The 16,028-nt window shown below is 65.0% G+C and carries 14 protein-coding genes; 8 read left to right on the top strand and 6 right to left on the bottom strand.

Annotated elements, in window-relative coordinates; all coding sequences use genetic code 11:
* Nucleotides 1–19 precede the first annotated feature (19 nt).
* The gene (locus tag C6W88_RS14005; protein WP_108132896.1) at nucleotides 20–1,396 is read right to left on the bottom strand and encodes a glutamine synthetase family protein; all 1,377 of its coding nucleotides are present in this window, start codon (nucleotides 1,394–1,396) and stop codon (nucleotides 20–22) included.
* Between the two features lie 249 nt (nucleotides 1,397–1,645).
* On the opposite strand from C6W88_RS14005, the gene C6W88_RS14000 reads away from it, so the two are divergent.
* Both C6W88_RS14000 and C6W88_RS13995 read left to right on the top strand, forming a co-directional pair.
* A complete protein-coding gene (locus C6W88_RS14000; protein ID WP_108132895.1) occupies nucleotides 1,646–2,386 on the top strand; it encodes a gamma-glutamyl-gamma-aminobutyrate hydrolase family protein in 741 nt (246 codons plus the stop codon).
* Between the two features lie 374 nt (nucleotides 2,387–2,760).
* A complete protein-coding gene (locus tag C6W88_RS13995; RefSeq protein WP_146164667.1) occupies nucleotides 2,761–3,102 on the top strand; it encodes a hypothetical protein in 342 nt (113 codons plus the stop codon).
* 261 nt (nucleotides 3,103–3,363) lie between these two features.
* On the opposite strand, the gene C6W88_RS13990 is transcribed toward C6W88_RS13995, so the two are convergent.
* The gene (locus tag C6W88_RS13990; protein WP_197037119.1) at nucleotides 3,364–5,268 is read right to left on the bottom strand and encodes a Na+/H+ antiporter NhaC family protein; all 1,905 of its coding nucleotides are present in this window, start codon (nucleotides 5,266–5,268) and stop codon (nucleotides 3,364–3,366) included.
* Between the two features lie 307 nt (nucleotides 5,269–5,575).
* Here C6W88_RS13990 and C6W88_RS13985 point away from each other — a divergent pair, with 307 nt between their 5' ends.
* Both C6W88_RS13985 and C6W88_RS13980 read left to right on the top strand, forming a co-directional pair.
* Entirely contained in the window at nucleotides 5,576–6,979 is a 1,404-nt protein-coding gene (locus C6W88_RS13985; RefSeq protein WP_108132892.1) for an aspartate aminotransferase family protein, read from the top strand.
* Nucleotides 6,976–8,472, top strand: a complete 1,497-nt coding sequence (locus C6W88_RS13980) for an aldehyde dehydrogenase (RefSeq protein ID WP_108132891.1) — start codon at nucleotides 6,976–6,978, stop codon at nucleotides 8,470–8,472. Before C6W88_RS13985 ends, C6W88_RS13980 begins: the two co-directional genes overlap by 4 nt.
* A gap of 224 nt (nucleotides 8,473–8,696) precedes the next feature.
* On the opposite strand, the gene C6W88_RS13975 is transcribed toward C6W88_RS13980, so the two are convergent.
* The 4 genes from C6W88_RS13975 to gatC form a co-directional block, all read right to left on the bottom strand.
* Entirely contained in the window at nucleotides 8,697–9,248 is a 552-nt protein-coding gene (locus C6W88_RS13975) for a type II toxin-antitoxin system RelB family anti-toxin (protein WP_045993048.1), read from the bottom strand.
* Nucleotides 9,249–9,321: 73 nt separating this feature from the next.
* Nucleotides 9,322–10,776 carry an Asp-tRNA(Asn)/Glu-tRNA(Gln) amidotransferase subunit GatB gene (gene gatB, locus C6W88_RS13970; protein WP_108132890.1) on the bottom strand — a complete coding sequence of 485 codons (1,455 nt, stop codon included), beginning with the start codon at nucleotides 10,774–10,776 and terminating at the stop codon, nucleotides 9,322–9,324.
* Entirely contained in the window at nucleotides 10,776–12,236 is a 1,461-nt protein-coding gene (gene gatA / locus C6W88_RS13965; RefSeq protein ID WP_045993050.1) for an Asp-tRNA(Asn)/Glu-tRNA(Gln) amidotransferase subunit GatA, read from the bottom strand. Before gatA ends, gatB begins: the two co-directional genes overlap by 1 nt.
* 54 nt (nucleotides 12,237–12,290) lie before the next feature.
* The gene (gene gatC / locus C6W88_RS13960; protein ID WP_045993051.1) at nucleotides 12,291–12,578 is read right to left on the bottom strand and encodes an Asp-tRNA(Asn)/Glu-tRNA(Gln) amidotransferase subunit GatC; all 288 of its coding nucleotides are present in this window, start codon (nucleotides 12,576–12,578) and stop codon (nucleotides 12,291–12,293) included.
* A 177-nt stretch (nucleotides 12,579–12,755) separates the two neighbouring features.
* On the opposite strand from gatC, the gene C6W88_RS13955 reads away from it, so the two are divergent.
* From C6W88_RS13955 to C6W88_RS13940, 4 genes are all read left to right on the top strand, one after another.
* The gene (locus tag C6W88_RS13955; RefSeq protein WP_045993052.1) at nucleotides 12,756–13,793 is read left to right on the top strand and encodes a rod shape-determining protein; all 1,038 of its coding nucleotides are present in this window, start codon (nucleotides 12,756–12,758) and stop codon (nucleotides 13,791–13,793) included.
* A 77-nt stretch (nucleotides 13,794–13,870) separates the two neighbouring features.
* Complete coding sequence (gene mreC, locus C6W88_RS13950; protein ID WP_045993053.1) at nucleotides 13,871–14,767, top strand: rod shape-determining protein MreC; 897 nt, start codon at nucleotides 13,871–13,873, stop codon at nucleotides 14,765–14,767.
* A complete protein-coding gene (gene mreD, locus C6W88_RS13945; protein ID WP_045993054.1) occupies nucleotides 14,767–15,255 on the top strand; it encodes a rod shape-determining protein MreD in 489 nt (162 codons plus the stop codon). The genes mreC and mreD overlap by 1 nt, the downstream gene beginning before the upstream one ends.
* A gap of 46 nt (nucleotides 15,256–15,301) precedes the next feature.
* A complete protein-coding gene (locus C6W88_RS13940; protein WP_108132889.1) occupies nucleotides 15,302–15,952 on the top strand; it encodes a Maf family protein in 651 nt (216 codons plus the stop codon).
* Nucleotides 15,953–16,028: the final 76 nt, after the last annotated feature.

Genomic DNA, 16,028 nt, shown 5'->3' with positions numbered 1-16,028 from the left:
GCGTCGTGATTTCCCGCGCTCAGACGTGGCGCAGGTACCAGTCGTACTCCAGGCGACTGACGCTTTGCATGGCCAGTTCGCGCTCGGCGCGACGGTTGGCCAGAAACACCTTGAGAAACGCCTGGCCGAAGGCTTCCCCGAGGGGTTCGCTGTGCTCCAGCAGGTCGAGGGCCTTTGACCAGCTGTTGGTCAGGGTGGGCTCGTACTGGCGGTAGGCGTTACCAGTGACGGACTCCCCCGGCGAGACAGCGGTTTCCAGACCGTGACAGACCGAGGCCAGCAGGGTGGCCAGCAGCAGATAGGGGTTGGCATCGGCTCCGGCTACTCGATGTTCTACCCGGCGGGCGGCGTTGGCTCCAGAGGGGATCCGCAGTGCCACCGAGCGATTATCGTAGCCCCAGGTCGGCGTCATCGGCACATAGAGGCCGGGCTGAAAACGTCGAAAGGAGTTCAGATTGGGCGCAAACAGCGCCATCGAAGCAGGCATCAGCTCCATCAGGCCACCGATGGCATGACGCAAGGCAGGGGTTCCCAGCGGGTCGCCATCGCTGTCGGCGAAGACATTGTCGCCGCTTTCGTCGATCAGGCTCATGTGGACGTGCATGCCGTTGCCGGCCTCGCCGCCGTAGAGCTTGGCCATGAAGGTGGCCTCGAAGCCGTGGCGCAGTGCCACTCCCTTGATCAGGCGCTTGAGCAGCACCGCGCTGTCGCAGGCCTTCATCACGTCATCGCCGTGGATCAGGTTGATCTCGAACTGCCCCGGGGCGCACTCCTTGAGCGCGGTGTCCAGCGGCAGTTGCTGTAGCTGGGCGGCGGCGTGCACCTCCTCGAGGAAGTCGGCGTACTCGTCGAGTTCGTTGATCGAATACAGCTGGCTATCGCTCGCCCGCTCGCCGCTGGCCGGGGAACGGCAGGGCTGGGCCATACCCATCTCGTCGCGTTGGCGATCGACCAGATAGAATTCGAGCTCCAGCGCGACCACCGCCTTGAGGCCGCGCTCGGCCAGTCGCTCGACCTGGCGCGCCAGCACGTTGCGGGGATCGGCGAAGAAGGGGCCGTCCTGGTCGTCGCGCATGTTCATCAGCAGTTGCGCCTGGCGTCCCTTGCGCTGCCAGGGCGTGACCATCAGGGTGCCGGGAATGGGACGGCAGACCTGATCGCGATCGCCGATGTCGAGTCCCAGCCCGGTTTCCTCGACGGTATTGCCGGTGATGTCGAGGGCGAACACCGAGCCGGGGAGCTGGATGCCGCTTGCGTAGGCCTTTTCGAGGTTGTCGCGGGGGATGCGCTTGCCGCGCAGCACGCCGTTCATGTCGCTGATCAGCAGGTCTACGCTGTCGACCTCGGGATGTCGGGCCAGAAAGTCGCGAGCTTCGTCGACGCTGGGGGTGCCCATGCTGTCACCTTTTGTTGGTTCGTTGTGATGTGGCTAGTGTTTCGCTGACCGGGCCATGGTGTCAAATTATTTACGCGTAGAGGTGAGGGGCATGTCGAGGAGTCGAGCGGTCTTTAGTTTTATAAAAGGCAATAAAAACAGATTGTTGTTAGTCTTTCTGTCAAGATTTTCCGCGCCGGGCTTGGCAAGAAAATCCGACCAAGGTATGTTGAGGAAACCATAACAACGGATAGAGCTGCGAGGAGTTCGATGAACATTCGTCCGCTGGTTGGCGTCATCGCCTGCCGTCGAGAGGTGGAGGGTCACCCGGCCCACATGGTGACCGACAAGTATCTGCGCGCCCTGCGTGACTACGGTCTTGAACCGATCATGCTGCCGGTGTGGCAAGGGCAGGGCCAGGAAGATGCCCGGGCGCTGCTGGCGCGCCTCGATGGCCTGGTGCTGACCGGCAGCTACACCAACGTACTGCCCGAGCGCTACGGTGCTGAACGCGAACCGGAGAATACCCGGGACGACGTGGATCGCGACGCCGCCGCCATGAGCTGGGTGCCGCTGGCGCTGGAGCAGCAATTGCCGCTCCTGGGCATCTGTCGAGGATTTCAGGAGCTCAACGTGGCCTTCGGCGGCAGCCTGCATCAGGCGGTGCAGCGGGTGCCGGGGCGGCTGGATCACCGCGAGCCGGAGGGTGAAAAGGCCGAGCAGTATGCGCCGGTACACGACCTCGAGATCCAGCCAGGTGGCCGTCTGGCCGCGCTTTACCCCGAGGCCAGCACGCGGGTCAACTCGCTGCATCAGCAGGGTGTCGATCGACTTGGTGAGGGGCTGCGCGTCGAGGCGCTGGCGCCGGACGGGCTGGTGGAGGCCATCTCGGTGGCTGACGCGCCGGGGTTCACCCTGGCGGTGCAGTGGCATCCGGAGTGGGAGCCCCAGTCCCATCCGCTGTATGACGCCATCTTCAAGGGCTTTGCTGCTGCCTGTGCGACGCACTAGGGCTTGTCTGAAAAGTGCCTGCACTCGGTAATACGGCGTTAAAAATCGGATCAAAATGCTCATTTACACCCCGTAAACTGCGCTTTCTCACCGATTTTTGCCTTGTCTAACCTTCGCTCGTCGACTTTTCGGACAGCGCCTAATGTCCTGGGCGTCGGCGTCGTGCCGAGTTGGGCAATGACGTCAGCCAGGCGGTGTGTTTGACGCTGTGTTCTGCATGCTTCGATGAATACTGTGCCGACTTACCACTGTCGGTGGGGAAAAGCTGTCCGCTGCCTCGACAGGCATAGAGATCCTTCTATGCTCAAACGGTGAGGATCGCCCCTGATGCTCGCAGTTGGATGCCCCCTCTCAAGGAATCGAAGGAGATGACCATGGTGATCAAGCGTTCGTCTTTGATGCTGGTGCTTGCGGGTTCGCTGCTGTCTCTGAGCGCGGCGACGGCCCTGGCGGAGTCTAGTGCCCAGGATGAGCATCGCCAGGAAATGGAAGAGCAGGCGGCCACTTCTCAGCCCGGTGAAGGCATGATGGATCAGACCAACGAGACCTTGCTGGAAGGGTCCGCCGCGGCTACCGAGAAGCGTCAGGAAATGCTCGAGGGCACTTCGGACCCGGGCAATGCCGAGGGCAAGATGGATGGCTACAACGCCGAACTGCTCGAAGGCAGTGCGGCCGCCACCGAAAAACGTCAGGAGATGATGAAAGAGCAGGAGTAAGCCTGCGACGGGGTCATCGCCCCAGGCCTCCTGGCGACCCATCACTCAGCAGATGACAGCGGTGCCGTAGTCACAGGGTCACCACGTCGTGCTGGCACCCTTTCGCAACGTCGTCACAACACCTGAAGTCGCCACAACACCTCAAGTCATCCCAACGAAAGCGCCGCCCCAGGAGGGCGGCGCTGTCGTTGGGATGGTAGTGGTAGCGGAAGTCGGCACGCTGGACGGAGCGGGCGCTGGTTCGCCAGCGCCCGGAGGCGCTCAGGCGCTGGCCGTCGCTACCTTCGTTGCCGCGGTCGCGCGCTGGCCCAGGGTGAACAGCACCGCGGTCAGGGTGGCGACGCCTCCCGCCAGGCCCAGCCACCAGGGCAGGCCGAAACCGGTGCCGAGTGCGCCGAACAGCAGCGCCACGATGCCGACCAGCATGGCGTAGGGCAGCTGCGTCCTGACGTGGTCGATCAGATCACAGCCGCTGGCCATGGCCGCAAGCAGGGTGGTCTCGGCCAGCGGCGAGCAATGATCGCCCCACACCGCGCCGGCCAGTACTCCCGCCACCGAGGCGTACAGCAGCGGCATGCCTTCGGCGGTGCCGGCCATGCCATTGTGCTCGAGTACGGCCCAGGCCAGCGGTACCACCAGCGGCATCATGATGCCCATGACACCCCATGACGAACCGGTGGCGAAGGCGGTGAAGCCGGCCAGGCCGAAGATCACCGCCGGCATCCACTGCGGTGACAGGCTATCGCCCAGCACCGTGACCAGAAAGTCACTGGTGTGCAGGTCCTCGTTCACGCTCGCCAGTGCCCAGGCCATCATCAGGATGGTGATCGGCAGCAGCATCGACTTGACGCCCTCGAACCAGTAGTGGGCGGTTTCGGTCATGCTCATCAGTCGTTGCACCTGGGTCATGATCACCGCCGTCACGCAGGCCGCGAGCGAACCCCACATCATGGCGCTGAAGGAGTCGCCCTCGCCGAAGATGTCGCGCAGTTCATGGTCACCGCCGCCGAGGGCAGCGAGACCGGTGGCGTAGATCCCGCCCAGGGTGATCGCCACCAGCACGATCATCGGTATCACCGCGTTCAGCGCCCGGGTCGGAATGCCTTCCTTGGTGGGGATGTCGGCTTCCTCGACGATGGCTTCCCGGCTGCTCATTGCCTGGCGGGCGCCGGGCTCGGACAGTGCCTTGCGCTCGGCGGTGAGCATGGGGCCGAAGTCACGACCGCTCCAGGCCACCAGGAAGACGAAGGCGAGCGCCAGGATCGGATAGGCGTTGTAGGGAATGGCGTTGACGAACACCGAGTAGGCGGACTCGTTCCAGTCGTCGATGGCATCCATCGCCTCGCTGATCAGCCCGACCTGAAAGCCGATCCAGGTGGTCACCAGCATGATCGCGGACACCGGTGCGGCGGTACTGTCCACCAGGTAGGCCAGCTTGGCTCGCGAGATCCTCACGCGGTCGGTGATATGGCGCATGGTGTTGCCGACGATCAGGGCATTGGCGTAGTCGTCGAAGAAGATGGCCAGACCCAAAAGTGCGGTGGAATTCTGCGCCTGGCGTCGTCCACGGATCACTCGCGCGATGCGCTCGGCGATGCCGCGGGTGCCGCCGTTGCGCGAGATGATGCCGACCATGCCGCCGATCAGCAGGCAGAACAGCACGATCGACATATGGTCGCTGTCGCTGGCGGCGGACAGCACGTGGACGTTGACCGAGTCACCGAAGGCGCCGAGCACGGCGCCGGCGTTCATGCCGTGGAGCACCCAGCCGCCGAGCAACAGCCCGGCAAACAGCGCCAGGATGACTTGGCGGAAGGCCAGCGCCAGGGTGATGGCGGTCAGGGCAGGCAATAGCGAGAGCCAGGCGGGAACAGGGTCGAGTTCGAGGGTGGCGGCGGGGGTGTTGGAGGCGTCGTAAAGCGACAGGGTGCGTGGGCCGTCGGTGACGGTCAGGCTGAGCGTCGCGACCCCGTCGGCGTCGACCTCGAGCGGATGGCGGCGAGTGCCGTCGTCGATGTGCCAGGGGCGGTCGGGATCAAGCCCGCTGGCCTGGACGTCGGTGGCGACCCCTTCGAGCAGGATGTCCGGGCCGCTCAGCTGGGGTGCTGCCTGGACGGTGGAAAGGCTCGCCCACAGCAGCAAGAGCGACAGCAAGAGCAAAGGCACGCATCGGGTTTTTCGCCGGCCCGTCGGCGAAGGACATGGTGGTTTCATGGTGGCCCCGGTTGTTGTTGGAAGGTGTGGAGAGCGCCGTTTGGCGTCAATGAAAGTTGGTCGTTTGGCCGTTTGTTGTCAATTTTTTTTGTGGCTAAAAATAAAAAATATCGACATTGTGCGATGGTCGTAGACTAATAATCAGTGACTTATGGTTTTTTTCTGAGGAAATGCTGCGCTAGGCTTGGCTTTCACGAGAAGGGTGGTTATGTTGAGTAAACCATAACAAAGCAACTCACCAATATCGGGAGACTTGGCCATGACCTCGCCAGGCGCCGCACGGCTCAAAGAGCTCGATCGCGAACACCATCTGCACCCCTTCACCGACTTCAAGGCGCTCGGGGAGGAAGGCAGTCGTATCATCGTTGACGCCGAGGGGGTCTACATCCAGGACGCGGATGGGCATCGCATCCTCGATGGCATGGCGGGACTCTGGTGCGTCAACCTCGGCTATGGGCGTCAGGAGCTGGTGGACGCCGCCAGCGAGCAGCTCACCCAGCTGCCGTACTACAACAATTTCTTCAAGACCACCCATCCACCGGCGGTGGAGCTTGCCGAGACCCTGTGTCGACTGGCACCGGCGCACATGAATCGGGTGTTCTTCACCGGTTCCGGCTCCGAGGCCAACGACACCGTGCTGCGGATGGTGCGTCGCTACTGGGCGCTCAAGGGCCAGCCAGAAAAGCAGTGGATCATCGGTCGCGAAAACGGCTATCACGGCTCCACCGTGGCCGGCATGAGCCTGGGCGGCATGGCGCCGATGCATGAACAGGGTGGTCCCTGTGTGCCGGGTATTACCCACATCCGTCAGCCTTACTGGTTCGGCGAAGGGCGTGATCAGACCCCGGAGGCCTTCGGTCGTGCCTGCGCCGAGGCGCTCGAGGCGCGTATCCAGGAGCTGGGGTCCGACAAGGTCGCGGCCTTTATCGCCGAGCCGGTACAGGGTGCCGGCGGCGCCATCATTCCCCCGGACAGCTACTGGCCGGCGATCAAGGAGGTGCTCGAGCGCCACCAGATCCTGCTGGTGGTCGACGAGGTGATCTGTGGTTTCGGCCGTCTGGGCGAGTGGTTCGGCAGCGTCCACTACGACCTCAAGCCCGACCTGATGCCGATCGCCAAGGGGCTGTCCTCCGGCTACCTGCCGATCGGTGGGGTGCTGGTCGGTGATCGTGTCGCCGAGACGCTGATCGACGAGGGTGGCGAGTTCTACCACGGCTTCACCTACTCGGGGCATCCGGTGTGCGCCGCGGTAGCGCTCAAGAACCTTGAGTTGATGCAGGCCGAAGGCGTGGTCGAGCGGGTGCGTGATGATCTGGGGCCTTACCTGGCGACGCGCTGGAAGTCCCTGGAGTCCCACCCGCTGATCGGCGAGGCGCGCTCGCTGGGTCTGATCGGCGCCCTGGAGATCGTCGCCGACAAGGACAGCGGCAAGCGCTTCGACAAGTCGCTGGCGGTGGGCAACCTGTGTCGCGATATCTGCTTCGAGACAGGCCTGGTGATGCGCTCGGTGGGAGACACCATGGTCATTTCACCGCCCCTGGTGATCAGCCACGATGAAATCGACGAACTGGTGCGTCTTGCCCGGGAGGCGCTGGACGAGACGCTGCGCCGGTTGACCGCCCAGGGCGTCGAGATCACCGCCGCCGAGGAGGCTGATGCATGAGTCGTCCCCTCGACAAGGCTGGCTGGCAGGCCATGGCCGACACCCTGACAGCGCGGCTGGAAACCCGCGCCTATATCGATGATCGCTTCGTCGACGCCGCCGGCGGCGAGACCTTCGAGACCATCAACCCCGCCACGGGGGAAGTACTGGCGCGGGTCGCAAGCTGTGATCAGGCCGATGCCGAGCTGGCGGTTGCCCACGCCCGGCGCGCCTTCGATGGTGGTGAATGGTCGCGCCTGGCGCCGACCCGGCGCAAGCGGGTGCTGCTGCGGCTGGCCGAGCTGATGGAGGCCCACCGCGACGAACTGGCGCTGCTCGACACTCTGGACATGGGCAAGCCGATCACCAGCGCGCTGGGTGACATGGCCGGCGCCATCGGCGCGATGCGTCACCAGGCCGAATCCATCGACAAGCTCTATGGCGAGGTCGCGCCCACCGGCGAAGAGGCGCTCGCGCTGGTGCTGCGCGAGCCGATCGGGGTGGTGGCGTCCATCGTGCCCTGGAACTTCCCGATGATGATGACCGCCTGGAAGATCGCACCGGCCCTGGCCGCCGGCAACAGCGTCATCCTCAAGCCATCGGAGAAGTCGCCACTGTCGGCGCTGCGTCTGGCTGCCCTGGCCCAGGAGGCCGGCCTGCCACGCGGCGTGCTGCAGGTGTTGCCGGGCTTTGGTCACACCGTGGGCAAGGCGCTGGCGCTGTCGATGGACGTCGACTGTCTGGCCTTCACCGGCTCCACCGCGGTCGGTAAGCAGCTGATGCAGTACGCCGGTCAGTCGAACCTCAAGCGGGTCTATCTGGAGTGCGGTGGCAAGAGCCCCAATCTGGTGTTTGCCGACTGCAGGAATCTCGCCCAGGTGGCGCACCACGCCGCCGAGGCGATCTTCCACAACCAGGGGGAGGTGTGTATCGCCGGTTCGCGGCTGCTGGTCGAGAACAGTGTGCGCGAGGCCTTTATCGAGCACCTGCTGGCGGCGGCCGAGTCGATGCAGCCGGGGGATCCGCTGGACCCGTCGAGCTTCATGGGGGCGATTGTCGATGCGACCCAGCACCGTCGCATCCTCGACTTCATTCGCCAGGGGCAGGAAGAAGGCGGACGGCTGCGTGCCGGCGGCGAGGCGCTCGACGGGCCGGGGCTGTTCATCCAGCCGACGGTGTTCGACGGTGTCACCGAGGACATGACGATCGGGCGTGAAGAGATCTTTGGCCCGGTGCTGTCGGTGTTCGGCTTCGACAGCGAAGAGCAGGCCATCGCCCTGGCCAACGACTCGGTCTATGGGCTGGCCGCCGGGGTGTGGAGTCAGGACGTCGATCGCATCATGCGGGTCAGTCGTCGTCTGCAGTCGGGCCAGGTGTTCGTCAACAACTGGGCAGGCGGGGACCAGAGCGTGCCCTTCGGCGGGGTCAAGCAGTCCGGCAATGGCCGCGACAAGTCGCACCACTCGCTGGCCGAATACACCGAACTCAAGAGCGTCTGGATCGCCTTGAACTAGACTCCCGGTCCGATGTCATTAACGCGCACTGATGGGAGATGACTCCCTGATTGGCCACGCCTTGCGTGGCCTTTTTTGTGGTTTGCAGGGCGGGCAGTGCCGAAGGGTAGGGGGCTGTCAGTGTCCGAGCGTTGCTAGAAGGCACGGGCTGGGGTGGTGCAGCTGACCAGATGGCAGGAACTGGGCGGGCGCCGCTAAGCCGACGCCACGGTATTCGCCGCTCGCTAGAAGGCTCGCGCCGGGGTGGTGCAGCTGACTAGCCGACAGAGGGTCTCGCTAGGGTTGCGAAAGCGGTGGGGCACGTTGGTGTCGAAGTAGTACGCCTCGCCGGCGCCAAGTACCCGGGTCTCGGCACCGATGGTGATCTCGATCTCGCCCTCGAGCACCACCCCGGCTTCCTCGCCCTGGTGGGTGATCATCTCGCGGCCGGTATCGGTACCCGGGGGGTAGGTCTCGATCAGAAACGACAGGGCGCGTGACTCGCGGTTGGCGCCCACCAGCTTGAACACCACGTCGCCGCTGCCCATGTCGGTCAGTTCGTCGGCGCTGTAGAACACCTGGTTCTTGCTCTCCAGATCCATGGTGAAGAAGTCGCCGACGCTCATCGGGATGGCGTCGAGGATCTTTTTCAGCGAGCTGACCGAGGGGCTGACCTTGCCCTGTTCGATCAGCGACAGGCTGGAATGGGTCACCCCGCAGCGCTTGGCCAGCTCGCGCTGGGAGATATTGCGCAGGTTTCGCAGGGCCCTCAGGCGGGTACCGACATCGTCCGACATCGCGGGTTCCTTGGGTAAAGCCAGTGGAAGCCGGCGATGGCGCTGCCATCGCCGGTGGTCGCCGTAGCGCCCATCAGCACAGGGCGTCGAGCTTTTCCTTGAGCAGGGCGTTGACCTGCTGGGGGTTGGCGGTGCCGCGTGAGGCCTTCATCACCTGGCCGACGAAGTAGCCGATCATCTTGCCGCGCTTGTCGGGCTCGGCGTCACGGTACTGGGCCACCTGGGCGGGGCTGTCGCTGATCACCTGGTCGACCATGGCTTCGATGGCGCCGGTGTCGGTGACCTGCTTCAGGCCCTTGGCCTCGATGATGGCGTCGGCGCTGTCGCCTTCACCGTTCCACAGCGCCTGGAACACCTGCTTGGCGGCCTTGCCGTTGATGGTCGAGTCGATCACTCGCTTGACCAGGCCGCCGAGCTGCTCGGCGCTGACCGGGCTGTCGGAGATGTCCAGTCCGTCACGGTTGAGCGCGCCGGACAGCTCGCCCTGGACCCAGTTGGCGGCCTGCTTGGCGTCGCCACAGATGTCCTTGACCTGCTCGAAGTACTCGGCCATCTCGCGGCTGGCCGACAGCACGCCGGCGTCGTAGGCGGACAGTCCCAGCTCGCTCTGGAAGCGCGCGCGCTTCTCGGCGGGCAGCTCGGGCAGGCTCTCGCGCAGGTGGTCGACGTAGGCGCAGTCGAGCACCACCGGCAGCAGGTCGGGGCAGGGGAAGTAGCGGTAGTCGTTGGCTTCTTCCTTGGTCCGCATGCTGCGGGTCTCGTCGGCCTCGGGGTCGTAAAGGCGGGTTTCCTGCACCACCTTGCCGCCGTCCTCGATCAGCTCGATCTGGCGCTCGACCTCGTAGGCGATGGCGCGCTCGACGAAGCGGAAGGAGTTGACGTTCTTGATCTCGGCACGGGTGCCGAATTCCTGCTGACCCTTGGGTCTGACCGAGACGTTGACGTCACAGCGCATCGAGCCTTCGGCCATGTTGCCGTCGGAGATGCCAAGGTAGGTGACGATGGAGTGGATCGCCTTGAGGTAGGCCGCCGCCTCCTTGGCCGAGCGCATGTCCGGCTCGGAGACGATCTCCAGCAGCGGCGTGCCGGCCCGGTTCAGGTCGATGCCGGTCATGCCGTGGAAGTCCTCGTGCAGCGACTTGCCGGCGTCTTCCTCGAGGTGGGCGTGGTGCACCCTGATGATCTTGTTCTCGCCGTCCTCCAGGCAGATTTCCACTTCGCCGGCGCCGACGATGGGATGGTACATCTGGCTGGTCTGGTAGCCCTTGGGCAGGTCGGCGTAGAAGTAGTTCTTGCGATCGAACACTGATACCTCGGGGATCTCGGCATGGATGCCGAGGCCGAATTTCAACGCCATCGCCACCGCCTGCTCGTTGAGCACGGGCAGCACGCCGGGCAGGCCCAGATCAACGGCGTTGGCCTGGGTGTTGGGCTCGGCACCGAAGGCGGTGGAGGAGCCGGAAAAGATCTTGGAGCGGGTCGCGAGCTGGACGTGCACCTCGAGACCAATGACGGTTTCCCACTGCATCAGGAGTTCTCCTCGGTCATCTCGGGACGCTTCAAATGCCAGTCGGTGGCCTGCTGGAACTGGTGAGCCACGTTGAGCAGACGGGTCTCGGCGAAGTGGGTGCCGAGGATCTGCAGGCCCACCGGGCGCTTGCCGGCGAAGCCCGCCGGAACGCTGATGCCGGGGATGCCCGCCAGGTTGACGGCGATGGTGTAGATATCCTGCAGGTACATCGAGACCGGGTCCTTCTGGGCGCCCAGGTCGAAGGCCGGGGTCGGCGCGGCGGGGCCCATCAGCACATCGACCTCTTCGAAGGCGTCGAGGAAGTCCTGTCGAATCAGTCGGCGAACCTGCTGGGCCTTCTTGTAGTAGGCGTCGAAGAAGCCTTCGGACAGGGTGTGGGTGCCGATAAGGATGCGTCGCTTGACCTCCTCGCCGAAGCCCTCCGCGCGGGAGCGCTTGTACAGATCGATGAGGTCCTCGGGGTTGTCGCAGCGATGGCCGAAGCGCACGCCGTCGTAGCGCGACAGGTTGGAGGAGGCCTCCGCCGGCGCGATCACGTAGTAGGCCGGGATGGCGTAGGCGGTGTGGGGCAGGCTGACCTCGCGCACGCTGGCGCCGAGCGATTCGTAGACCTTGATCGCTTCGCCGATGGCCTGGTTGACGCCGGCATCGAGGCCGTCGCCGAAGTATTCCTTGGGCAGGCCGATCTTGAGGCCGGACAGCGGCGCGCTGAGCTCCTCGGTGTAGTCGGGAACACCGCGGGCCACGCTGGTGGAGTCGCGCACGTCATGGCCGGCGATGACGTTGAGCAGGTGGGCGCAGTCTTCGGCGCTGCGGGCCATGGGGCCGCCCTGATCGAGGCTCGAGGCGTAGGCGATCATGCCGTAGCGCGAGACCCGGCCATAGGTCGGCTTGAGCCCGGTGATGCCGCAGAAGGCTGCCGGCTGGCGGATCGAGCCGCCGGTATCGGTACCCAGCGCCGCCGGCACCAGGCCCGCGGCGACGGCGGCGGCGCTGCCGCCGGAGGAGCCGCCGGGGACGGCGTCAAGATCCCAGGGGTTCTTGACCGGGCCATAGAAGCTCGACTCGTTGGAGGAGCCCATGGCGAATTCGTCCATGTTGGTCTTGCCCAGGCTGACCGTGCCGGCGGCCTTGAGCTTTTCCACCACGGTGGCGTCGTAGGGGGCGACGAAGTTGTCGAGCATCTTCGAGCCGCAGCTGGTCTTGACCCCCTGGGTGCAGAAGATGTCCTTGAGTGCCAGCGGCACGCCGGTCAGGCGGCCGGCTTCTCCGCGGGCGCGGGCCTGGTCGGCGGCCTCGGCGGCCTCGAGCGCCTGGTCGGCGGTGACGCTGACGAAGCTGTTGAGTGTGCCGTCGAGGCGGTCGATGCGTCCGAGCAGATCCTGGGTCAGCTCGCGACTGGAGATCTCGCCGGCGTCGAGCGCCTGGCTGATCTCGGTCAGTGTCCTGTCATGCATGGGCCTGGCTCCCTGTATGCGTGAATCCAATGTCGAGAAGGGTGGGGCGCGGGGTCACTCGACGACCCGCGGCACCAGGTACAGGCCATTCTCGACCTGGGGAGCGCAGCGCTGGAAGTGCTCGCGCTGGTCGTTCTCGGTGACCTCGTCGGCGCGCAGGCGCTGGGTGGCATCGAGGGGGTGAGCCAGCGGGGCGACGCCTTCGGTGTCGAGCGCCTGGAGCTGATCGACCATCTCCAGGATCCGGCCGAGATCGTCGTGATAGTGGGCTGCGTCATTCTCAGAAAGGTCGATCCGGGCCAGGTGAGCGGCACGGAGGACCTCGGCGTGTTCAAGCGCCATGATCAATTCCTCGACGGAAGGGGTCCATGAAATGACCGCAGAAGGTACCACATTCGCGCGTCGTCGGGCAGGTCTTGCCGGTCAAGGGAGACGCGCATCACGCTTGCCGCTAGGGGGGGTCAGTGATACCGTTTGCGTCCGCACAGGGTTTCCGGTCTGCACTAGGTATCTTTATCCATGTTCAAACGTTTACGAGGTGTGTTTTCCAGCGATCTGTCGATCGACCTGGGGACGGCCAATACGCTCATCTATGTGCGTCATCGCGGGATCGTCCTGGATGAACCCTCCGTGGTCGCGATTCGGCAGTCCGGCAACATGCGCAGCGTTGCTGCGGTCGGCGCCGATGCCAAGCGCATGCTGGGCCGCACCCCCGGAAACATCACCGCCATTCGTCCGATGAAGGACGGCGTCATCGCCGACTTCACCGTGACCGAGCAGATGCTCCAGTACTTTATCCGCAAGGTGCATCAGAGCACCTTCCTGACGCCGAGCCCCCGGGTCCTGGTGTGCGTTCCCTGCATGTCCACGCAGGTCGAGCGTCGCGCCATCAAGGAGTCCGCCGAGGGCGCCGGTGCCCGTGAAGTCTTCCTGATCGAGGAACCCATGGCCGCGGCCATCGGGGCCGGGCTGCCGGTGGAAGAGGCGCAGGGTTCGATGGTTGTCGACATCGGTGGTGGTACCTCCGAGATCGCTATCATCTCGCTCAATGGCGTGGTCTATTCCGAGTCCATCCGCATCGGCGGCGATCGTTTCGACGAGGCCATCAGTTCCTATGTACGGCGCCACTATGGTAGCCTGATCGGCGAAGCCACCGCCGAGCGCATCAAGGAAGAGATCGGCTGTGCCTATCCGGGCGGCGAGCTGCGCGAAATCGACGTGCGCGGTCGCAACCTGGCCGAAGGCATTCCGCGCAGCTTCACCCTCAATTCCCACGAGATCCTCGACGCCCTGCAGGAGCCGCTGGGCTCCATCGTGTCGGCGGTCAAGAGCGCCCTGGAACAGTCACCGCCCGAGCTTGCATCAGACATCGCCGAGCGCGGCCTGGTGCTGACCGGTGGTGGCGCGCTGCTGCGTGATCTGGACAAGCTGATCGCCGAGGAGACCGGCCTGCCGGTGGTGGTCGCCGATGACCCGCTCACTTGCGTGGCACGTGGTGGCGGCAAGGCGCTGGAGATGATCGATCAGCACACCTTCGAGCTGCTCTCCAGCGACTGACGACGTCTGGCCCAGGACCTCCAGGGAGTCGGCCTATCAAACCGCTGTTCTCGCATGGCTCCGTGCCCGGGTACCGCATGCTGTTGTGTGCGGTGCTCGCGGGCGGGCTGATGTTTGTCGATACCCACTTCACCCGAATGGAATCGGTGCGTGCCCAGTTGTCGACGCTGGTGGCGCCGATCCAGTGGGCCGTCAGTCTGCCCAGTGACGTGCTCAACTGGGGCGCCCTGGCGCTGTCCGAGCAACGCTCGCTGGTGGAAGAGAACGCGCGACTGCGCGAGCAGCTGCTGACCCTGTCCCATCGGGTACAGCGCATGGCCAGCCTGACCGCCGAGAACGTGCGCCTGCGCGAGCTGCTCGACGCCGCCCGGGATCACGAGGTGCCTTACCTCACCGCCGAACTGCTGTCGCTGGATCCCGACCCCTTCACCCACCAGATGGTGATCGATCGTGGCCGCCGCGATGGCGTCTATGTCGGTCAGCCGGTGATGGACTCCTCCGGTATCGCCGGTCAGGTCAGCGAGCTTTCCGCCTACTCGAGCCGCGTGCTGATGCTTACCGATGCCAGTCACGCCTTGCCGATCCAGGTCAATCGCAACGGGCTTCGCTTCATTATCCAGGGTACCGGCAGCTACGACGCGCTGAAGGTGCTGCACGTGCCGGATACCGCCGACATTCGCGTCGGTGACCTGCTGATGAGCTCCGGCCTGGCCGGACGCTTTCCTGCGGGTTATCCGGTGGCCAGGGTCAGCGACGTCAGCCACGATCCTGGCGAGCCCTTCGCCACGGTCAGCGCCGCTCCCGTCGCCCAGTTGCAGCGCTCGCGTCACTTCCTTCTGCTGTTTCCGCCGGAGCCTGCGCTCGACGTCTCGCGAGGACGCTGGCACCCGGAACTGGACCCCGAGGCCGTCGAGGCAGCCCGCCGCCTGGGTGAGCTGTTGACGCCCCCCGAGCAAGACGAGGAGGACGACTGATGGCCGCTACCCCTCGCGTCAGCCTGGTGTGGGTATGGTTGACCCTGTCTCTGGCGCTGTGTCTGCAGGTCATGCCCATGGCCGACGGCTGGCAGGTCTGGCGGCCCGACTGGCTGGGCCTGATGCTGTTGTACTGGTGCATGGCACAGCCCGACCGGGTGGGCGTCTTTCATGGTTTCGTGCTGGGCCTGCTGCTGGATCTTATCGAAGGGGCGCCGCTCGGGCAGAGCGCGCTGACGCTGTCGTTGCTGGCCTTCCTCTCGGCGCTGGTGTACCCCCGCTTCAGGACCTACTCGCTGCTCCAGCAGGCGGTGCTGATCTTCGTCTTGCTGGGACTGGTGCAGTTGGTGGAACAGTGGCTGCGTACCCTGTTCGGCCCGTTTTCCATGCACCTGTCGTTTCTGATGCCATCGTTGATCGGGGCGGCGCTGTGGCCCTGGCTGGCGACCCTGTTCAAGGCCATCGGCCGGCGTTCCGCCAAGACCTGAATCCCTCATGACCTGAGCCCCCACGAAAGCGTTGGAGACGCAAGCGATGAGTGAGCCCCTCGATGCTGATGTGAGTTCCCCGGTGCTGCGCCTGGCCTCTGCCTCGCCCCGGCGGCGTGAGCTGCTGGCGAGCATCGGTGTGGCGGTGGAGATCGCGCCGGTGGATATCGACGAGACGCCGCATCCTGGTGAAGCGGCCCGGGATTACGTCGCCCGCCTGGCCCGGGCCAAGGCCGTGGCTGGGGCAGAAGCCGAGACTGGGTCTGAGTCCAGGTCCAGGCGTGAGACGGGCCTCGACTTGCCGGTGCTGGGCTCCGACACGTCGGTGGTGCGCGACGGCGAGATTCTCGGCAAGCCTGTCGACGCCGAGGACGCCTTTGTCATGCTGCGCTCGCTGTCCGGGCGCTGGCATCAGGTGATGACCTCGGTGGCGGTCAGCGGACCCGCCGGGGTGCTCGAGGCAACGGTCGTCAGCGATGTGCTGATGCGTGAGCTCCAGGACGACGAGATTCGCAACTACTGGCGCACCGGTGAGCCTGCCGACAAGGCAGGCGGTTACGCCATCCAGGGGCTCGCCTCGATCTTCGTCGAGCGCGTCGAAGGCAGCTATTCCGCGGTGGTGGGGCTGCCGCTCTACGAGACGGCGAGCCTGCTGCGCCGACAGCGCGTGCCTGTGTGGAACGGCGCTTTATTTTGACGGTGTCGTGAGGGTGGCGTGAAGGTGTAGTGGCGCCGCCGCTCGACGAGACGGCGAGCCACCCGCTGGGCCACCG

Source organism: Halomonas litopenaei (assembly GCF_003045775.1).
GTDB classification, from domain to species: domain Bacteria; phylum Pseudomonadota; class Gammaproteobacteria; order Pseudomonadales; family Halomonadaceae; genus Halomonas; species Halomonas litopenaei.
This window is presented reverse-complemented; position numbering and strand designations above follow the sequence as displayed.

Bases quoted from the DNA above. Each gene is read 5' to 3' on its own strand.
- C6W88_RS14005 (WP_108132896.1), bottom strand. From the start codon at position 1,396: ATGGGCACCCCCAGCGTCGACGAAGCTCGCGACTTTCTGGCCCGACAT.
- C6W88_RS14000 (WP_108132895.1), top strand. From the start codon at position 1,646: ATGAACATTCGTCCGCTGGTTGGCGTCATCGCCTGCCGTCGAGAGGTG.
- C6W88_RS13995 (WP_146164667.1), top strand. From the start codon at position 2,761: ATGGTGATCAAGCGTTCGTCTTTGATGCTGGTGCTTGCGGGTTCGCTG.
- C6W88_RS13985 (WP_108132892.1), top strand. From the start codon at position 5,576: ATGACCTCGCCAGGCGCCGCACGGCTCAAAGAGCTCGATCGCGAACAC.
- C6W88_RS13980 (WP_108132891.1), top strand. From the start codon at position 6,976: ATGAGTCGTCCCCTCGACAAGGCTGGCTGGCAGGCCATGGCCGACACC.
- C6W88_RS13975 (WP_045993048.1), bottom strand. From the start codon at position 9,248: ATGTCGGACGATGTCGGTACCCGCCTGAGGGCCCTGCGAAACCTGCGC.
- gatB (WP_108132890.1), bottom strand. From the start codon at position 10,776: ATGCAGTGGGAAACCGTCATTGGTCTCGAGGTGCACGTCCAGCTCGCG.
- gatA (WP_045993050.1), bottom strand. From the start codon at position 12,236: ATGCATGACAGGACACTGACCGAGATCAGCCAGGCGCTCGACGCCGGC.
- gatC (WP_045993051.1), bottom strand. From the start codon at position 12,578: ATGGCGCTTGAACACGCCGAGGTCCTCCGTGCCGCTCACCTGGCCCGG.
- C6W88_RS13955 (WP_045993052.1), top strand. From the start codon at position 12,756: ATGTTCAAACGTTTACGAGGTGTGTTTTCCAGCGATCTGTCGATCGAC.
- mreC (WP_045993053.1), top strand. From the start codon at position 13,871: ATGCTGTTGTGTGCGGTGCTCGCGGGCGGGCTGATGTTTGTCGATACC.
- mreD (WP_045993054.1), top strand. From the start codon at position 14,767: ATGGCCGCTACCCCTCGCGTCAGCCTGGTGTGGGTATGGTTGACCCTG.
- C6W88_RS13940 (WP_108132889.1), top strand. From the start codon at position 15,302: ATGAGTGAGCCCCTCGATGCTGATGTGAGTTCCCCGGTGCTGCGCCTG.